At 60.2% G+C, this 19,258-nt stretch carries 17 protein-coding genes and 1 tRNA gene; 6 read left to right on the top strand and 12 right to left on the bottom strand.

The annotated features are described in order from the left end of the window. Positions 1–3 precede the first annotated feature (3 nt). From CF161_RS12800 to CF161_RS12765, 9 genes are all read right to left on the bottom strand, one after another. Entirely contained in the window at positions 4–705 is a 702-nt protein-coding gene (locus tag CF161_RS12800) for a molecular chaperone (protein WP_020297002.1), read from the bottom strand. Positions 706–772: 67 nt separating this feature from the next. After that, complete coding sequence (locus tag CF161_RS12795) at positions 773–1,348, bottom strand: fimbrial protein (RefSeq protein WP_020297001.1); 576 nt, start codon at positions 1,346–1,348, stop codon at positions 773–775. 847 nt (positions 1,349–2,195) lie between these two features. Continuing rightward, positions 2,196–2,756: a hypothetical protein gene (locus CF161_RS12790; RefSeq protein ID WP_020297000.1), complete on the bottom strand. Its 561-nt coding sequence runs from the start codon at positions 2,754–2,756 to the stop codon at positions 2,196–2,198. A 40-nt stretch (positions 2,757–2,796) separates the two neighbouring features. Continuing rightward, positions 2,797–5,235, bottom strand: a complete 2,439-nt coding sequence (locus CF161_RS12785) for a fimbria/pilus outer membrane usher protein (protein WP_043229314.1) — start codon at positions 5,233–5,235, stop codon at positions 2,797–2,799. 2 nt (positions 5,236–5,237) lie between these two features. Beyond that, the gene (locus CF161_RS12780) at positions 5,238–5,939 is read right to left on the bottom strand and encodes a fimbria/pilus chaperone family protein (protein ID WP_020296998.1); all 702 of its coding nucleotides are present in this window, start codon (positions 5,937–5,939) and stop codon (positions 5,238–5,240) included. Positions 5,940–6,028: 89 nt separating this feature from the next. After that, a complete protein-coding gene (locus tag CF161_RS12775) occupies positions 6,029–6,796 on the bottom strand; it encodes a DUF1120 domain-containing protein (RefSeq protein WP_256206365.1) in 768 nt (255 codons plus the stop codon). A 157-nt stretch (positions 6,797–6,953) separates the two neighbouring features. Continuing rightward, complete coding sequence (locus CF161_RS12770; RefSeq protein ID WP_020296996.1) at positions 6,954–7,667, bottom strand: DUF1120 domain-containing protein; 714 nt, start codon at positions 7,665–7,667, stop codon at positions 6,954–6,956. Positions 7,668–8,360: 693 nt separating this feature from the next. Further along, positions 8,361–8,540, bottom strand: coding sequence for a hypothetical protein (locus CF161_RS32225; protein ID WP_084471714.1), 180 nt, complete (start codon positions 8,538–8,540; stop codon positions 8,361–8,363). 42 nt (positions 8,541–8,582) lie between these two features. Continuing rightward, a tRNA-Arg gene (locus CF161_RS12765) sits at positions 8,583–8,659 on the bottom strand. A 243-nt stretch (positions 8,660–8,902) separates the two neighbouring features. Between CF161_RS12765 and CF161_RS12760 the strand changes: the two genes are divergently transcribed. The 5 genes from CF161_RS12760 (at position 8,903) to CF161_RS12740 (ending at position 14,224) form a co-directional block, all read left to right on the top strand. Next, entirely contained in the window at positions 8,903–9,142 is a 240-nt protein-coding gene (locus CF161_RS12760; RefSeq protein ID WP_020296993.1) for a hypothetical protein, read from the top strand. A gap of 50 nt (positions 9,143–9,192) precedes the next feature. Then, positions 9,193–9,627 carry a hypothetical protein gene (locus CF161_RS33400; protein ID WP_020296992.1) on the top strand — a complete coding sequence of 145 codons (435 nt, stop codon included), beginning with the start codon at positions 9,193–9,195 and terminating at the stop codon, positions 9,625–9,627. A 348-nt stretch (positions 9,628–9,975) separates the two neighbouring features. Beyond that, entirely contained in the window at positions 9,976–11,418 is a 1,443-nt protein-coding gene (gabD, locus tag CF161_RS12750; protein ID WP_020296991.1) for an NADP-dependent succinate-semialdehyde dehydrogenase, read from the top strand. 176 nt (positions 11,419–11,594) lie between these two features. After that, on the top strand, positions 11,595–12,872 hold the full coding sequence (gene gabT / locus CF161_RS12745; RefSeq protein ID WP_020296990.1) for a 4-aminobutyrate--2-oxoglutarate transaminase: 1,278 nt from the start codon (positions 11,595–11,597) through the stop codon (positions 12,870–12,872). A 137-nt stretch (positions 12,873–13,009) separates the two neighbouring features. Further along, the gene (locus CF161_RS12740) at positions 13,010–14,224 is read left to right on the top strand and encodes a response regulator (RefSeq protein WP_043229310.1); all 1,215 of its coding nucleotides are present in this window, start codon (positions 13,010–13,012) and stop codon (positions 14,222–14,224) included. A gap of 27 nt (positions 14,225–14,251) precedes the next feature. Here CF161_RS12740 and CF161_RS12735 read toward each other — a convergent pair whose 3' ends face one another. From CF161_RS12735 to desA, 3 genes are all read right to left on the bottom strand, one after another. Continuing rightward, positions 14,252–14,500, bottom strand: coding sequence for a hypothetical protein (locus CF161_RS12735; RefSeq protein WP_020296988.1), 249 nt, complete (start codon positions 14,498–14,500; stop codon positions 14,252–14,254). A gap of 50 nt (positions 14,501–14,550) precedes the next feature. Continuing rightward, positions 14,551–15,540 carry a sensor domain-containing diguanylate cyclase gene (locus CF161_RS12730; RefSeq protein WP_020296987.1) on the bottom strand — a complete coding sequence of 330 codons (990 nt, stop codon included), beginning with the start codon at positions 15,538–15,540 and terminating at the stop codon, positions 14,551–14,553. Between the two features lie 327 nt (positions 15,541–15,867). After that, entirely contained in the window at positions 15,868–17,052 is a 1,185-nt protein-coding gene (gene desA, locus CF161_RS12725) for a delta-9 fatty acid desaturase DesA (RefSeq protein WP_020296986.1), read from the bottom strand. A 146-nt stretch (positions 17,053–17,198) separates the two neighbouring features. Between desA and dibA the strand changes: the two genes are divergently transcribed. Continuing rightward, positions 17,199–19,118: a phosphodiesterase DibA gene (gene dibA / locus CF161_RS12720; RefSeq protein ID WP_020296985.1), complete on the top strand. Its 1,920-nt coding sequence runs from the start codon at positions 17,199–17,201 to the stop codon at positions 19,116–19,118. Positions 19,119–19,258 lie beyond the last annotated feature (140 nt).

The following is a 19,258-nucleotide window of genomic DNA, read 5'->3' as shown; positions in this document are numbered from 1 at the left end:
CACTCATTGATGCGGAGTGACGGGAGCCACCTTAACGACACTGCCGTATTCATCGATGTAGCTGAGTACGAGCTTGTCGCTATTTTTCAGCGGTATCTGAGTAGTGAGGGTGCTGCCTGGTTTGATCACGTCGGGTGTGTCTGGACGGGCGGTGTTATTAATCAGCAACTCGCTGACGACCACGTTAAAACCTGACGGGTTGTGTACAGTCAGTTTGCCATTTTCAACACGCCATTGAAGTTGCTTCACGCCGTCTACCAACGTGCCTTTCAAGTCGGCGGGTCGATAAAATAATTTGATGCTGGTCTTGAGGGCAATCTGCAACACGTTCTTGTTACGCTGTTCGTCACTGATAGCCGGGATCGCTTTTACATTGAGTAAGAACAGGCTTTCTTTGTCGGTCGGCAAGTTCTGCGTGTCGGTAGCAATAATTCTTAAAACGTTTTGAACCTTGGCATCCAGACGAAACAATGGGGGAGTCGTGATGAACTCATCTGCACTTTCATCCCGGTTGTCATAGTGGCTGACCCAAGACTGAACTAGATAAGGGGTGCCATCGTTGTCCGAGTTTGAAACGTTAAGGGTGGCGTTTTTTTCCTTGCCTTGGTAAACCACGCGCGTAGAGCCGATATCGACGCCTGCCTGAACTTTCGGCAACCAAAGACAAGCTGCCAAAGCCAGGAAAGCTACAGCTTTTAAATGCATAAATAAGGGCCTCAATATTAACGCCAACGCTCTCACTCAGTGCGAGCCTTGGCGTTAAAGGTATGAATTACTTGTAGGTAATGTCGAAGCTTGCCAGCGCGTTGACTTGACCCGTACCGATACTCGATACGGCTGGGTTTTCACCCTCGGCTGGGGTGTCTAGAGCCAGACGCACATAGGTAGCGGTGAAGTCGAAGGTGTTGGACAGAGGGCGCAGCGTGTAGTCGTTGCTGGCGGTGTTCAGGGCCAGTTTATTGCCAGTGCGTGCATCGTTGATCCTAATGCCGACGCCAGCCACCTGCTGCTCACCAACCATGCCCAGCACGGTGTTGTCAGTCGCGGCTTGTTGGCCGCTGAACATGATGGAGGCGTTTTTCAGGGTTGCAACGTTGCAGTTTTCCAGCGTGAGCGAAAACGGCGTGGAGCCGGCGGTGGAGCCGACAGCGCTCTCGAAATCGCTGATGCGAACCTGCCCCAGGTCTACCGCTTTATTCACGCTTTCGCTTTGGACGGTGCACGGGCTGTCGACGATTTTGCCAGTGAATTCCACTTCGCCATCAGCTGCGTTAGCGGTAGCGGCAGCCATGAGAATCAGCAGCGACGATGTGCAAAGTACAGTGTGTTTACCCATTTTCTGGAACATAGAGGCTCTCTTTAAAAACAAGTGTTGATATGTGGTCCTACTTTCAGATGTCCCCGTGCGAGTCGTGTCATTACCGATGCAGGGGACGCACAGGATGCGCAGCGCCGACGCTGATTACTATCAGACAAATCGTAAACGAGAGTTGTAGAGACGAATGGCGCCCACAGGCTTGTTAGGCGGTCTACCCATGCTCACTGGGTATATAAAATGTCACCTGCTTTATTCATCGGTATTTTAAAATCAGCCGCGCTTTGTAATATCGCGTATCAATTAATCGCTTTGTCTTCACATTCAGAAGGCGCGCGTCATCATTGAATGCCCAGCTCTAGTGGGTGTGTGGGTGTTGGGCGATCCGAGTGAGCGGTTAGTGCTGCTGCGGGCTGATGCGCAACAGCAGTCAATTACACTGCTCTCCACCCTGCTGTATGTATGAAAACTATTGTCACAAATAATACGCAGCACAGATCAATGGAAGCACTGTTGAGAACCCTGTTCGCGAGCGGGTGGAAGCACGTAACAGTTCGACGGTTTTCCTTGGATCAACTTAGTCTAACTTGGACCAAGTTTGACTAAGTTGGACGTTAGTGTGGCCGAGTTGTTCAGCATTAGATGCTCGAAGCTGGAGTAAAAGGTGCCGGCGTCGGCGTTTTGCTAGTTTGCTAGGGGGGCAGGCTCCAGGCGCTTCAACGCCACTGAGTAAGACGGTGATGGGGGCGTTATAACGCCACGAGTGTCGCGGCGTTTTCTTTTAAAGATCCCGCCTGCACTGCCCTCGACGCCGGGTGTAGAGCGAACTCTGCCGCCGTCCAGGGTGTCTTGCGCCGGTCAGTCCGGCTCCTGGCCGATGCTAATTGACCAGCGTCAGTGTCAGCATCGATTCGCTGCGTTGCCGGTTGCTGACGCGCGCCTCGGTTTCTGACAACACAGGCTGTATCTCCAGGCGCGCGGTCAGGGTCTTGCCCTTGGCATGCTTGTCCTGCAGCACCGGGACTATCTGTTGCCCAACGCTCAACAGGACTTCCCGGCCAGTACCCGTAAGCACTCCCTCCGGGGTCAATGTCCGCAGTTCCAGCGCATTGCCGTCCAGCTGTGCATCCAGCAGCCGGAACTGAGTGAACCCGCGTTTGCCGTAGCGCAGCTCCCCCTGCTCACCAGCGTCCCCCTGCACCAGCAGCTTCATGGCCCGGGCCGATGGGCAGACCACGCTCAGCGTCAATGACCGGGTGCCGGGGGTCACGCTCCCCCCCGGGATATTCTGCAACTGCCAACGCGACATCAGGCCGTAATCGACCACCGGGTTACTGACCGACAGTGTGCAGCGAGGGTCGGACGGCAGTTCCGGCGGCACGACGCCCCCTACGTCAGGAAAGGGGCTCGGGTCGGCAGCATTGGAACAGGTGACACCCATCAACAGTGCCAGCGCCCATCGTCCACAAAAAACGCTCAAATTATTCTCCTTGGCTGCACGTTGCCGTTGCATGTTCATAAATCCCCGATGTGTCCGGCGTCTCCGGCAAGTCCAGCGTCATCGTGCACACGGTCTTGCCGGACTGTTGCACCTCCAGCGTCATGCCGGGGGCCGCGTCCGGTACAAAGACCCGGCCGCCTTCACCGACTACGGTCACCAACTGGCCGGCGTCATCAAACACGCTGGCGCCATGGGGTGGGGGTTGCCCGTTCTTCATTCCCGCATCGACCAACACGCGGCGGGTGCGTATCACCTCAAAGTCCACCCGGCCGATGGCGCCCTGCGCCATTTCGGTTTCCTGCCAGGCATTGCCGATGTCGACATTCTTGGCCAGGCTTCGCGTATCCACCTGGATGCTTGAACGGCGGTAGCCATTGAGCGTCGGCAGCACCGCATAGCCCCGACCGTCCGTCCACACGGGCCCGGCCGGTGTATCCAGGCGCACGCCAGACTCTTCCCCCACCCGTGCAATGCCGAAGGTGTTGCTCACGCGATAAGGCGACAGGGTCAATCCTTCGTCATGGAGCACCGCTGCGCCGCTGGCGCGTGCCGACCAGTTGGAGTAGTTGTCGCTGTCACGACTCAGGTTCGCGCTGAGCTGGCTGACCGGCGTCACGAAGTCCATGTTGCCGCTGACTGAAGTACGCTTGTTGCGCAGGTCGCGTTCACTACTAAGGCCCCAGCCCAGGTCCTGGCTGGTGCGGTCGTTGTAGCGAACGCCGGCACGCGCGTGGTGGTTGGCGGTATTCAGGTAGCTATTGAGGCTGCGCCCCTCACCCAGCGGCATGCTGAACGAGACGTACAAGCGGTCATCCGCCTGACCGCCGAGGGTGCCGCTGTTGTGCTCGAGACTGACGCCCAGATAGGCGCTCCCGAACTGGCGACTCCAACCGCTGCGCAGGTAATCGATGTTGCGCCCGCCAAAGGTGGTGCTGCGAGCCCACGACAGGGAGAAGTTGCCCAGTTTGCCTGCCGACCCGTTAACGCCGCTGCCCCACTGGGAGCGGCTGCGATTCAGGTTGCCAGCGCGATCCGGCCCGGTGCGTTGCAGCGCTTCGCTCAACTCCCGGTAGCCGGAGCTGTACTGGCTTGCATTAAGGTTGACGCTCAGATGCTCGCTCAGACCGTGGCTCACGATGGCCGACAGCAGCGTGCCGGTATTGCCATGGTCTGTATCCTGGGCCAGGGTGCTTTGGAGGCTGAGGTGGGTCGGCTCCAGCAACTGGGCTTCCAGGTTCATCGACGCGGCGCGATAGAGCGTCGACCCCAGCACGCCGGCATTCAGGTTGGTAAACGGCGTGAGCTGCCAGCCGTTCGCCACCGTCCCGACCAAGGGCGAGTCTCCATCCTCCTGCTCGAGCCGGCCGGCACCGAACGACCAGCCCGGCGAGACCTGGGGCGCGCGCATCCGCAGTGTGGCGGCCGGGACGGTAAACTGCTGCACCTGTCTATTACTGTCCGTCAAGGTGACCACCAGGTCGGTGCGGGTGTTGAGCAGAGCAAACCCTTGCAGGCGGAAGGGCCCTGGCAATACGACGGTGCTGTAGACCAGCACCCCGGATTGGCGAACCTCGACCACCGACTGCGTTTGCGCCACGCCCTCAACCAGCCCAGCGCCTTCTTGACCGGTGGCCAGCGCCAACTCGGGGAACATCTGGAACCCCAGCACCTGGCCGGTACCGAACAGAGAGTTGGAGAGGTTGATCTGACCGGCCTGCAGCACTTTCCCGATGCCGACAAAGCTGCGCTGCGCATAAGCGGCCTGATGGTTGATCTGGTCTGTGCCATTGGAGCGGGCAAAGGTCTGGCGACTGCGCATGACCCAGTCGCCGGCATTGAGCCCCGCCTCGGTGTCGATCTGCGCGAAGTTGATCCCGCCGCCGGCGCCCGAGGCACTCATGTACTGGGTGTCATAGTTGAGCATCCCGGCCAGGCCGCCGTGCTGCCAGTTGCCACGCTCGGCGCCTGGCGCACTGAGCGCTTCAGGGGGGAGCACCAGGCTCACCTTGCCCTCACCCGGATCAGGCTGCACGTTGGTTTGGGGCCAGGCGCTGCGAAGGTCGAAGCAGGCCGTCTCTTCGGTATAGCCGGGGGGCGACACCAGCCCTGCCTGACGTTGAAAGTCCCGATCGGCACACAGCGTGCCTTGCTCATCGAACCGCGCCTTGACCCGCCCACGGACATTGCCGTTCACCGTCAGCACGACGCTGGTATCGCCTGGCATAAAGCGCGGTGCGTAACGGAACAGCTCGGCGATAGTGGGATCCATCCCGAGCCCGCTCAGGATCCCGGTATCGAAGGTGAGGTTGTCATGCTCGGGCGTGCGCGTGGTGGCCTCGGCCGCACCGACGCAGTCGGCGGCAACCACCAGGAGGATGCGATACAGCGGCCAGCGTCGACGCACATCTGGTTCTGCCATTTTCATGGCATCAGCGGCGCTTCATAGTTGTCGACGGTAAAACCCCAGGTGGTGGCAGGAGAGATGCGCACCGAGTTCGTCGTACCGATGGCGCTGTGCGCTTGAGGCGTCAGGCTCAGTTGCTGGCCCGGCAGGATATAGGTGTGCGGCAAGGGCCAGGTTGAGCCGTCCGGCAGGGTGGTCACGCTTTGGCCGAGGCGAACGACGTACGGCGAGGGGTTGTTGACACTCAGCACACCCGCCTTGAGGGACCACACCAGGTGTTTCCAGGGCTCGTCATCCTGGGCCAGGCCGGCCGGGCGAATGATCACGGGCAGATTCTGGCGCACGGTCATGCGCACCACGTTCTTGCTCTTGTCCTGTGGGGGCACGCCTTCAAACACCACGCGTTTGAGGCGCTCGGTTGTAAGCGGCGCTTGGTTGGTGAGGATGAAGCGCACGCGCTGGGTCTTGCCGGGTTCGACCCGGGCAGCCGGCGGAGTGATGATCAACAGCGCCTCCTTGTCCTGTTCGATATCCTGCAGGGTGGTCAGCAGGAGAACCGGAAAGGTGTCGGTGTTTTTCAGGTTGATGGCGCCTTCGCCATCACCTTCCTCAACGATAACCACCGAGGTTTCGGGCAGTATGCCCGTGGCCTGAGCGCTGCCCGAAAGCAGCCACAGGGCGGTGACAGAGGCCGCGTAAAAAAAACTGGAAAGGCTCATGCGTTCAATGGTCCACGCCTGTAATCACAAGAAACGGTCAACGGTGACCGAAGAGAAGCCGGGCACACAGGCCCGGTCGGGGGGGGCAATTACAGGTAGACCAGCTCCAACGTCGCCAGGCCGTCCAGCTGGACTGGCTTGGTGAGGTCAAGCTCGGACTTTTTATTGATATAGGCCTGAACGCCAAGCTTGCCGCTTAGCGTGGTGAAGCTGATGGGCTCCAGAGTGCCGGTTTTGGCCCAGCTAAAGGTGCGCGCAGTCGTGGAAATCAAGCTGCCAGTGATGCCTTTTACCCAAGTTAGGGTCGCGTCATCTGAGTAAAGACTGTCAACGCTTTGAGTATCCGCAGTCATGGTTCCGGTAGCCAGGCGCAGGCCATATCCGCCCACCCCCTTGGTGCCAGCCAGGCCCAGCCCATACGCTCTCATGTCCGGATTGCCAAATATCGCAACACCCGGTGCAGAAATATCGACCAGAGTGCCGTCGTTATCAACAGCACTTAAAGCACGGCCAGTCTTGGCGTTGAGTGCCACTTTGGCAGCGGCATCGCAGGTGATGGAGAACTCAACTTGCTTCTCCTCCAGTACGGTGAACGCGTCGTCGCTCAGGGTGTTGGGGAGGATGGTGCCGTAGTCCAGAGTGCCGCCACCGGCCAGCGTGGGAGTGCACGCGGGGGGCTTAATGGTGCCGATCACTTTTACATCAATGCTCTCGGCTATTGCGGTGCCAGAGGTGATGGCCAGTACCGCCAGTGCGCAGGTGGTTTTCTTTATTACATTGATCACGACTTTTCTCTTTTCATATGCAGTGCCAGACAAACAGATGGCGGCCGGGCGCACAGTGATAAACCACTTCATGGAACTCGCGGCTGTCACACGCGAAGTTCTCTTTAAAGCAAGTAATAAGTGTTGCCTCTGTTTCCCCTGTCCATTAACGGCTTGCCGCGACAGGAGATAGTTAGGGTGCAACGGTGACCGAAGAGAGACCGGGCACACAGGCCCGGTCGGGGGACAATTACAGGTAGACCAGCTCTAACGTCGCCAGGCCGTCCAGTTGGATTGGCTTGGTGAGGTCAAGCTCGGACTTTTTATTGATATAGGCCTGAACGCCAAACTTGCCGCTCATCGTGGTGAAGCTGATCGGCGTTAGAGTGCCGGTTTTGGCCCAGGTCGAGTTACGTTTGAGTCCTCCCACGGTAGCTTGGGTGCTCACTAAGCTGCCAGTGGGTGCGATTACCCAACCTAAGTTTTGATAATCATTTTGAATAAGGTCGACGCTTGTACTGTCCGCAGTCACGCTTTTGGGATCCAGGCGCAGGCCATATCCGCCTATCCCCTTGGTGCCAGTCAGGCCCAGCCCATACGATGGCGTTACCGTTGATCCAAATATCTTGAAGTGCGAAAGAGCAACATCGGCCAGAGAGCCGTCCTGAGCAACAGCACTTAAAGCGCGGCCAGTCGAGGAGACGATTGCCACCTTGGCAGCGGCATCGCAGGTGATGGAGAACTCAACTTGCTTCTCCTCCAGCAGGGTGAACGCGTCGTCGCTCAGGGTGTTGGGATTGATGGTGCCATAGTCCAGAGTGCCGCCACCGGCCAGGGAGGGAGTGCACGCGGGCGGTTTAATGGTGCCGATTACTTTTACATCAATGCTCTCGGCTATTGCGGTGCCAGAGGTGATGCCAAATATAGCCAGTGCACAGGTAGTTTTTTTTATTACGGTGATCACATTTTTTCTCTTTGCTATGAACGCCCGACAAACACATGGCGGCCGGACGTACAGTGATAGAACACTTCATAGAGTTCGCTGCTGTACCAGACGAGGTTCTCTTTAAAGCAAATAGATTCCCCTGCGATTAATGGTTTCCCACGACAGGAGATAATTAGCATGCAATAGGACAGTTACTAATTTCCATAAAATAAATCGTAAGTGAACATTTGAGGAGGAGGAGGGCGAGAGGCTGGATTAGTTGCGATGATCAAGTAATTCGGGGGGTGAGGCCATAAATGATGTTGCTGTCATCATTCATCTTTATTTTAAAAACTATTGTGGGTTCGGTAGTATCACCGGTCTTTCTTGCGATCTATTTTGCGAACCCGCAACAGAGTCCTTAATGATTGAGTTTGCGCCGCCATAGTTGGGGTTCGCCGAGTGTTTTGCGCGGTCCGAGTGGGCGATCAGAACCGTTGATCGGTGATTTCAATTCGATATCAGCGATACTGCGCCAGGTACACCAGTTATGTATGAAAAGTATTGTCGCAAATAATGCACGGCACAGACCAAGCAGGCCTGTGTCGTAGCACGGTTCACGGTCGCGTCCAGGGCGGGGTTGCACACCTGCAGATGCTCGACGCTGGAACAGCAGCGACCGGCGATGCAGTTCGGGCCTGGGGACAGGCTTATGGCAATGGCTACCGAGGCTCAGCAAGTACGGGATGAGGGCGTTGTGCTTGTGCTGCTGTGCGGCTGGCGATAGCGCGCCAGGTTGTTCAGCGCGGCCTGGCGAAACAGGCTGACATCGATGCCCACGGCAATGAACTGGCCGCCCCATTCGCGGTAGCGGCGCGCTGGCGTAGGGCGCTGGTTTTTCCTGATCCACAAAAAAGCCCCAGGCCATAAGACCTGGGGCTTTTTCGATGTATCTGGTGCACCCGGCGGGATTCGAACCCACGACCCCTGCCTTCGGAGGGCAGTACTCTATCCAGCTGAGCTACGGATGCAGTGCGGGCGACATCATACCCATGTCCGCCCGGGGCGTCCACGCCGGTTTTTGTTTCGCTCGCGGGGCGTGGGGCGGGCTGTGCAGGCGCCGCTGTTCTTCACCTGTCGGGCTGACGATCAGCGGTAAAGGCAGATGGCCATCGCCGCTTGGACTTTGCGCTAAAGTCGTTGGGCGACGTTTATCCGGCTGTGGCCATCGCGTCCTGGCACCGTCGCCCAGTCCCTTTATCAAGGAGAGAAAGATGTCCGATTCCCTGGTCAATCCGCAGACCACTGAGGTGCTGACCCAGACCACCCACCAGGCCCATAGGCTGGTCTCGTCGTCGACCGCCGCTTGCTTCGATGGAGACAGCAAGCTGGCGTTGGCAGCCCAGGCGGTGTTGCTCAAGCAGATGCCTGGCGGCCCTGGCCAAGATGCGCCGCTCGCCCCCACTGAGGACGCCTTGGTTATCGTGAGTAGTGACGTGCCGTTGGGCGCCTGACTCTTGCGAGTGTTTGTTTCTTTGCACCCCACCCTGGGAGGGAATATTCGATGGCAGACACCCCTGAAAATGATATGGCCGCCTTCCTGCAACTTGCCGAAAGGTATTTGAAGCGCCCATTGGACCGTTATGAAAAGGAGCTGCTGGAGCGGTACAGACTGGCGCTGGCGGCCAGCGGCCAGGCATCGTTAAACGCCATACAGGTGATGGAGATGATTATCCAGGGCGTTAATCCGCATGCGTCGCGTAAGGCGAACGAGGCGAATCTCGCACCATTCCTGGCCAGCAAAGAGGTGCCACGGCCGCTTCAAGCGACCCACCTCGAGGCTCAGTTGTCGGCTCGCACTGCGGCTGTGCAGCCGCTGACGTCGATCGATGATCTGGAGGGGCGACCCGGCGCGCAGGGCACCGAAAAAGTGGCCCAGGCCGGGGCACCCGACGACCTCAAGAGCCTGTTGGCGCTGCTCAAGTCGTTTCAATCCTAAGGGCCTGAGTCTCCCGCGCTGGGCGTCCAGCTTCCCGCCCCTGGGGCCTTGTCGGGTCGCAGGGGCATTTTGGCATCAGTGCTGGGAATCACGCTGATCTGAAATTTTCGGCAAATGCGCCGTTTTCGTTCTTTTTTTCGAACGGACTATTGTCCTTTACCCCTGTTGACCCTAGGATCGTTTGAGATTTCAAACGCTCTCGCTTGGGTGCTGCGCTGCGCGCGTGTCTTTTGTGCGCTTTTTCTGTCATCACCCGGTGATTGAATTCCCTGACGGCAGCCACCTGTTGGCGCCTTTCAACAATCACAATTCGCCCCGCGCCCGCGCGGTGCTGTTAAGGAAGCCGACATGCAGCTCAAAGACACCCAATTGTTCCGCCAACAAGCCTTTATCGATGGGGCCTGGGTCGACGCGGACAATGGTCAGACGATCAAAGTGAACAACCCGGCCACCGGCGAAATCATCGGCAGCGTGCCGAAAATGGGCGCCGCTGAAACCCGTCGCGCCATTGAAGCGGCCGACAACGCCCTGCCAGCCTGGCGTGCACTGACCGCCAAGGAGCGCGCCAACAAGCTGCGCCGCTGGTACGAGCTGCTGATCGAAAACCAGGACGACCTCGCGCGCCTGATGACCCTGGAACAGGGCAAGCCACTGGCCGAAGCCAAGGGCGAAATCGTTTACGCCGCCTCGTTCATCGAGTGGTTCGCCGAAGAAGCCAAGCGCATCTACGGCGACGTGATTCCTGGCCACCAGCCCGATAAGCGCCTGATCGTGATCAAGCAGCCGATCGGCGTGACCGCTGCCATTACCCCGTGGAACTTCCCGGCGGCGATGATCACCCGTAAAGCCGGCCCGGCCCTGGCCGCCGGTTGCACCATGGTCATCAAGCCTGCGTCGCAAACCCCGTTCTCGGCCCTGGCCCTGGTTGAACTGGCGCACCGCGCCGGTATCCCCAAAGGCGTGCTCAGCGTGGTGACCGGCAGCGCCGGCGACATCGGCGGCGAGCTGACCAGCAACCCGATCGTGCGCAAGCTGTCCTTCACCGGCTCTACCGAAATCGGTCGCCAGCTGATGGCCGAATGCGCCAAGGACATCAAGAAAGTTTCCCTGGAACTGGGCGGTAACGCGCCGTTCATCGTGTTCGACGACGCGGACCTGGATAAGGCCGTCGAAGGCGCGATCATTTCCAAGTACCGCAACAACGGCCAGACCTGCGTTTGCGCCAACCGCCTGTACATCCAGGACTCGGTCTACGACGCGTTCGCCGAAAAACTCAAAGTGGCCGTGGCCAAGCTGAAGATCGGCAACGGTCTGGAAGAAGGCACCACCACCGGTCCGCTGATCGACGAAAAAGCCGTGGCCAAGGTCCAGGAACACATCGCCGATGCCCTGAGCAAAGGCGCGACCCTGCTGGCTGGCGGCAAGGTCATGGAAGGCAACTTCTTCGAGCCGACCATCCTCACCAACGTGCCGAAAAACGCCGCCGTGGCCAAGGAAGAAACCTTCGGTCCATTGGCGCCGCTGTTCCGCTTCAAAGACGAAGCCGAAGTCATCGCCATGTCCAACGACACCGAGTTCGGCCTGGCATCCTACTTCTACGCCCGTGACCTGGGCCGTGTGTTCCGTGTGGCTGAAGCCCTGGAATACGGCATGGTCGGCGTCAACACCGGTTTGATCTCCAACGAAGTCGCGCCTTTTGGCGGCATCAAGGCTTCGGGCCTGGGCCGTGAAGGTTCCAAGTACGGGATCGAGGATTACCTGGAAATCAAATACCTCTGCCTGGGTATCTGATCCGGTTTCAAGCGCAAAGGGCACGAGAGCGCTGTCCCTTTGCGCAGCTGTAAAAACGCACTTTTCAAGGTGGCCCGGGACCGCTCCGGCAGTCGATCATCGCATGCTGTCGCAGGCGCCTCCCCGCCCCGCAACCCTTGAACCACACCGTTTTAAGAACGGTGAATGAGGACACTATGAGCAAGACCAACGCATCCCTGATGAAACGCCGCGAAGCTGCCGTACCACGCGGTGTTGGCCAGATTCACCCGATCTTCGCCGAGTCGGCGAAGAACGCCACCGTGACCGACGTTGAAGGTCGCGAGTTCATCGATTTTGCCGGCGGTATCGCCGTGCTCAACACCGGTCACGTGCACCCGAAAATCATCGCCGCGGTGACCGAGCAACTGAACAAGCTGACCCACACCTGCTTCCAGGTGCTGGCGTATGAGCCCTATGTCGAGCTGTGCGAGAAAATCAACGCCAAGGTGCCAGGTGATTTCGCCAAGAAAACCCTGCTGGTGACCACCGGTTCCGAAGCCGTCGAGAACGCCGTGAAAATCGCCCGCGCCGCCACTGGCCGCGCTGGCGTGATCGCCTTCACCGGCGCCTACCACGGTCGCACCATGATGACCCTGGGCCTGACCGGTAAGGTCGTGCCTTACTCGGCCGGCATGGGCCTGATGCCAGGCGGCGTGTTCCGCGCGCTGTTCCCGAACGAATTGCACGGTGTGAGCGATGACGATTCCATCGCCAGCATCGAACGCATCTTCAAGAACGATGCCGAGCCGCGTGATATCGCTGCCATCATCATCGAGCCGGTGCAGGGCGAAGGCGGCTTCTACGTCGCGCCTAAATCCTTTATGAAGCGTCTGCGTGAACTGTGCGACAAGCACGGCATTCTGTTGATCGCCGATGAAGTGCAGACCGGCGCTGGCCGTACCGGCACCTTCTTCGCCATGGAGCAGATGGGCGTTACCGCCGACCTGACCACCTTCGCCAAATCCATCGCAGGCGGCTTCCCGCTGGCCGGTGTCTGCGGCAAGGCCGAGTACATGGACGCCATCGCTCCAGGCGGCCTGGGCGGCACCTACGCCGGTAGCCCGATCGCTTGCGCGGCGGCCCTGGCGGTCATGGAAGTGTTCGAGGAAGAGCACCTGCTGGACCGCTGCAAGGCCGTGGGCGAGCGTCTGGTAACCGGTCTGAAAGCCATCCAGGCCAAGTACCCGGTGATCGGTGAAGTGCGTGCCCTGGGCGCGATGATCGCGGTCGAGCTGTTCGAAAACGGCGACAGCCACAAGCCGAACGCTGCCGCGGTGGCATCGGTGGTGGCCAAGGCTCGCGACAAGGGCCTGATCCTGCTGTCGTGCGGCACCTACGGCAACGTGCTGCGGGTCCTGGTGCCCCTGACCTCGCCGGACGAGCAACTGGATAAAGGCCTGGCGATCATTGAAGAGTGCTTCTCGGAACTCTGATTGGTTGTGACCTGATCGACAAAAAAACCCGCTTCGGCGGGTTTTTTTATGGCTTGAGGGCCGGCGCACGGCATTTACGCTGTATGGATGGCGCCCCATTGACTAAGGTGCAAAGGATTGCTTTGGGAGCGTGCTGCATGACTGCTGTGGATTTACCCGCTATACCGCGTGTGCTGATTGCCGAGGCAGACCCGTGGTCGCGTGATTTGTTGACCCAGGTTTTACTGAGTGTGCGCTGCGACGCTCGGCTGGACGTGTGTGCCAACGGCCAGGAAGCCTTGCAGCTGTTGAGTGAAAAAGCCTATGACCTGGTGATCGCCGACTGGGAGTTGCCCGGTGTCGATGGCCTGAGTGTTTTGCGCAGCGTGCGCCAGCGCCGGCGCAACCCGGTACTGCCGTTCATCCTGCTGAGCAGTCGCAGCGACAGCGCCAGCGTACGTGAAGCCCTGCCCCTGGCGCCCACGGCCTACCTGACCAAACCCCTGAACATGGACGGCCTGACCCAGCGCCTGCAGGACCTGCTGCTCAACGCCGGCGAGGAAGTCTCCTGCGAGGTGCCGGCACTGGCGCCGGGCATGACCCTGTGGAGTTTCCTTGAGCGGCGCCGCGAGAGCGCCGATGGCGCGCCTTTGTTGGCCGATGTGCAGTTGGCGGTCAAGCGCAGCCTCAACCCCACAGGCCTGGACCTGAAGCTGCTGGAAGAGGAGGTCCGCACCGATCCGCAAATCACCGCGGTGTTGATCGCGGCGGCCAACAGCGCCGCGCAGCACCACGGCAGCGCGGTGCAAACCTTGTCCCAGGCCCTGCACCGCCTGGGCACCGGGCAAAGCATGAACCTGATTCTGGGCCTGGCGCTCAAGCGCAGTGCGCGGTTGAGCGACCCGGCCCTGGCCGACTACGCCGAACGTTACTGGGATTTGTCGCTGCACACGGCGGAATACGGCCGGACCCTGGCGCGCCTGCTGGACCTGGATCAGGAGCGCTGTTACTGCGCCGGCATGTTGCATCGCCTCGGCGACCTGGCGTTGCTGCGCTGCCTGCAGGAGTGGAAACAGGCCGGTGGCGAGCTGGACGATCAGGAAGAAATCGGCGACGCCCTGGATGAGTTCGGCGCCAGCTACGGTTCGGCGTTGCGCACTCGCTGGCGTCTGCCCCTGGAGTTGCGTGAGCTGATCGCGTCGGTCTATCAGCTCGGTGGCGGGGTGTATTCCCGTGAAGCCCTGGTGATGAACCTGGCGGCACAGCTGGCCCGTCTGCGGCCGTCAGAAGGCGTTGAAGACATCGCCAAAAGCAAGACTGCGCGCCTGCTGAAGATCGGCCTGCCGGAGTTGATGCGCCTGCGCAAAGGCTGATCCGCGCCAGGGCCTGCGCCAGAGCGCTCAGCGAAAGATTTCGAGAAAGCTGAACCAGCTATCGACTGTGTCGTCCGCCGCCAGAATCGCCAGGTACAGCGGCGGCAGCGACAGGATGATCAGCAGGGGCACCGCCAGTTCGAAGCCATTCCTGAACCAGAGCATGACGCCCATTCCCAGTAGAAACGCGCCGAAGCCGAACGCCAGGAAACGCTGCAGAAAGCAGCCGCCGCGTTGCTTGCCGTTGATGCGCTTGAGTCGCTGCTGTTCGTTCATGGGCACAGGGAGGCGGAAGGGGCCGCTACTTTAGCAAATCTTCCGATGCGTCAGCCCGAGACAATCCGATTCTTGCCTTCACGCTTGGCCTGGTACATGGCGGCGTCGGCGCGGGCGAACAGGCTGTCGAGGTTTTCATCGTCGTCGCCGAGGTTGCTCAGGCCCTGGCTGACGGTAATGCCGAACGTCTGGCCTTCATGCTCGAAGCTCAGGCGCTGGATTTCCCGTTGCAGGCGTTCCGCGACCTGCCGGGCGATGTCCGGCGCGCAGCCCGGAAATACCGCGGCAAATTCTTCGCCGCCGATGCGCCCGAACAGGTCGCCCCGGCGCAGGGCGGCGCGGCCGCTTTCAGCGATGTGTTGCAGGACGATATCGCCCGCCGGATGGCCGTAGGTGTCGTTGATCACTTTGAAGTCATCGATGTCCAGCAGCAGAAAGGCCATCTGCGAGCCCTGGCTGCGGGCCTGGTCGAACTCGCGGTTGGCGCATTCGAAGAAGTGGCGGCGGTTGCTGCTCTGGGTCAGGACGTCAGTGGTGGCCAGGCGCTGCAGTTCGTTTTCCAGGTGCTTCTTTTCGGTGATGTCTTCGGCAATGCCGACGATGATCACCCGCTGCCCGGCCTCGGGGTTGCGGTTGATAAAGCACTTGTCGCTGAGCCAGCGAATCTGGCCTTCGGCATCGATGATGCGGTATTCGCGATCTTCCACCGCGCCCTTTTCCAGCACCTGGGCCAGGCTGCGCTCGGCGTATTCCAGGTCGTCGGGGTAGATGCTGTCGCGCCATTCATTGAAGTCGGCAAGCAACAGGCCGGCAGAGCGCCCGAAAATGCGTTCATAGGCCGGGCTGACGTAAAGCATCTGACGGTTTTCCCAATCAAAGGCCCACAGCACGGCATTGACGCTGACCAGCAACGAGCTGAACAGCTGTTCGCGTTCGGTCAGGCGCGCCACTTCGCCTTGGGCATGAATCAAGGCCATCAGGGTTTGCGCGGCTTCTGGCCATTGCGGAAGGGAGGAGTCTTGTAGGTTTTTATTGACCATCGGCACAACTCTCAAAGGGCGTGCGCCGCTCGAGGTTCGAACGCGGCCACTGCGTGGGGCCCCTTATCAATTATTTCTTGTGCCACAGCAGGCGCTCACGCTTTGGTGTGGGAATTAATTGATAAAAGGTCTCGGCCCGCCTGGATGGCGAAGTGTCTTTGAGATAGGGGAAACGGAGCTAAGTTCCCGCCGCGTGTGGCGAGGCGGCGTGTGCCCGCCCGGCGGTACGCGGGGGATTTTTGAGTTGAAGTCGGTCGCCAGGGAGGCTGCCTCGCGGTACGCGAGGAGCGCGCCTTGCCACAGCAGAGGCTGTGGCAAGGGCCGGGGTCAGGCTGTGGTGGGGCGCAGCGAGTAGGTTTTCAGCTGGTTGGCGAAGTCGCGCAGCGATTGAATCCCGCTGGCCTCGGCTTCGTGTACCCAGTCCTTGATCGCCGCCAGCATGTCGTGGCCGTTGGAGCTGGTCTTGAGCCAGATCTGCTGCAGGGCCAGGCGTTTTTCGTAGATCACCTTCAGGGCCTGGCTGTGTTCGAGCATGTTCTGGATGCGCAGGTGGTGGCGGTCGTCCAGCAGGCTGGTTTCCCGCGACAGCAGGCGCTTGGCGCGATGGAATTGATGGCGCACCGAATGATCGACCTTTTCCAGTTCCTGTTTGACCAGGGGCGCAATCACCAACTTGCGGTACTGGGCCATGATCTGGAACCGGTTATTGAGGATGGCCATGGCGGTGTCCATGTCCAGGTGGCCCTTGCCTTCGACCCGGTGGGCGATCGGCGCGACCCGCTGGACCTTGGCCAGGCGCAGGAAGCTGAAGACCTTGATCCAGGCCCAGCCCAGGTCGAACTCCCATTTTTTCACCGAGAGCTTGGCCGAGTTGGGGTAGGTGTGGTGGTTGTTGTGCAGTTCTTCGCCGCCAATCAGGATGCCCCAGGGCACCAGGTTGGTCGCGGCATCGCGGCACTCGAAGTTGCGATAGCCCACGGCATGGCCCAGGCCGTTGATGACCCCGGCGGCCCAGAACGGGATCCACATCATCTGCACGGCCCAGATGGTGATGCCGGCGGTGCCGAACAGCAGCAGGTCGATGGCGGCCATGAAGGCCACGCCCAACAGCGGATAACGTGAATAAAGTTTGCGCTCGATCCAGTCATCCGGGCAATTTTTGCCATAAATGCGCAGGGTTTCAGGATTTTCCGCTTCTGCGCGGTATAGTTCCGCGCCCTTGCGTAATACGGTGGACAAACCTTTGATCACCGGGCTGTGCGGGTCATCGACGGTTTCGCATTTTGCGTGGTGCTTGCGGTGGATGGCGGTCCACTCGCGGGTGTTCTGGGCGGTGGTCAGCCACAGCCAGAAGCGGAAGAAATGTTTCAGGCCGGCGTTGAGCTCAAGGGAGCGGTGGGCTGAATAACGATGCAGGTAGACTGTAACCCCGACAATGGTTACGTGGGTCATCAATAGGGTGACTGCCACCAGTTGCCAGGCCGACAAGCCAAGTAAACCTTCGTACCACATAGGCTTTAGGGACCTCGATAAAGAAAAAAACAGCCGTCGCATTATCACTCAGCGTGCACAGAAAACCAGTCGCCCTTTCAGATAAGAGTGGCGGGATGTTTCTTCCTCTATAATTCCAAGCTTTTCGTAAGGACATTGACGACCTTATGCCGGTTTCTTATCGCGATGCGATGCGTGCAGCACTGCTCTATCTGTTGCTGTCTGTAGTGTGGCTACAGCTCAGTGGTCATTTATTGAGCAGTTTCTTCGATGAGTCGGCTGATCTCGCTCGATGGCAACGGATCAACGGGTACGCCTGGGTGCTGATCAGCACCGCGCTGATTTTTTTCTCTCGTTCGCGCCTGCTGCGCCTGTTGGGTGCGGACACCTGGCTGCGTCACCAGCAGGAGGATCGCGAGCGCCTGCGCCAGGCGGCGGCGGTGTTCGACTGCACCCGGGAAGGGGTGCTGGTCAGCGACCGCAAGGGCCTGATCGTGCACGTCAATCGGGCCTTTATCGAAATTACCGGCTACCAGCAGGAGGAAGTGCTGGGGCGCATGCCAAGCATGTTCAAGTCCGGGCACCATTCGGCGGACTTCTACCAGGCGATGTTCGAGTCCCTGAAGAACACCGGCGAGTGGAGCGGCGAGATCTGGAACCGGCGCAAGTGCGGCGAAATCTACCCGCAATGGCAGACCATCCGCGCAATCCACGATGACCATGGCCAGCTCAGCCACTATGTCGCGGTGTTTTCCGACATCAGCGCGATCAAGGATTCCGAGCACGAACTGGCGCACCTGGCCCACCACGACCCCCTCACCGACCTGCCGAATCGCTTGCTGTTCACCGACCGTGCCGAACAGGCCCTGGCGTCGGCGCAGATCCACAAGCGCGGCTGCGCCATGCTGATGATCGACCTGGATCACTTCAAGATGATCAACGACAGCCTGGGCCACAACATCGGCGATCAGTTGCTCAAGGCCGTGTCCGCGCGGTTGCTGGACATGTTCGGCCCGGGCATCACCCTGGCGCGCCTGGGGGGCGACGAGTTTGCCGTGCTCGCTGAAAGCTGCCCGCAACCCGGACAGGCTGCGGCGTTGGCGCAACGCATCATCGACGGCCTGAAAGAGCCCTTCGAGCTGGCCGATCACCAGTTGTTTATCAACGCCAGCATCGGCATCAGCCTGTTCCCCAGCGACGCCTTGAGCGCCGAACAGCTGCTGCGCAATGCCGACTCGGCCTTGTTCAAGGCCAAAAGCACCGGGCGCGACGGGTATGCGCTGTACACCGAGGAACTGACGGCCCACGCCCAGCAACGGGTGGAAATCGCCTTCGAACTGCGCCGCGCCCTGGAGCAGCAAGAGCTGCGGGTGTATTACCAGCCGGTGCACGACCTCAAGAGCAGCCGCCTGATCGGGGTCGAGGCGCTGGTGCGCTGGGAGCATCCGCAGCGCGGCCTGGTGTCGCCCGCCGAGTTCATTCCGATTGCCGAGCGCACCGGGCTGATTTCCGAGATCGATGCCTGGGTGATGCAGCAGGCCTGTCGGCAGATGTGCGAATGGCAGGCTGCCGGGGTGGTGCTGTCGTTTATCGCGGTGAACGTTTCGACCCGCTTGTTTGCCCGCCGCGAGTTGTATCAGCAGGTGGCGCAGGTGCTGCACGACACCGGGTTGGATCCGGCCTTTCTGGAGCTGGAAGTCACCGAGAGCGCGGTGATGGATGATCCGGAGGTCGCCCTTGAGCAGATGCATCGCCTGCGCGAGTTGGGCGTGCGCCTGGCCATCGATGACTTCGGCACCGGTTATTCGTCACTGCTGCGGCTCAAGCGCCTGCCGGTGCAAAAGCTCAAGATCGACCAGGGTTTTGTCGCCGGCCTGCCGTGGGATGAGGACGATGCGGCGATCTCGCGGGTGATCATCGCCCTGGCCCAGAGCATGGGCATGCAGGTGCACGCCGAAGGCATCGAGCAGGAGGAGCAGGCGCGTTTCCTGCTCGACCATGGTTGCGACCTGGGCCAGGGCTACTGGTTCGGTAGGCCGGTGCCGGCGGTGCAGCTGGATTGGAACTGCGCCCCGCACATTCACTGACCCTCCCATACCTTGTAGCCGCTGCCGCCCAGCTGCGCTGGCCCTGATGGGCGCTGTGGCGGCGCGGTGGTGCGGATGGCCAGCGCAGCCTGCGGCAGCGGCTGCAGCTCTGGCGCGAGGTGCTGTTGGTGGGGGGAGGC

The sequence above is a fragment of the Pseudomonas sp. CF161 genome, assembly GCF_000416215.1.
GTDB lineage: Bacteria > Pseudomonadota > Gammaproteobacteria > Pseudomonadales > Pseudomonadaceae > Aquipseudomonas.
This window is presented reverse-complemented; position numbering and strand designations above follow the sequence as displayed.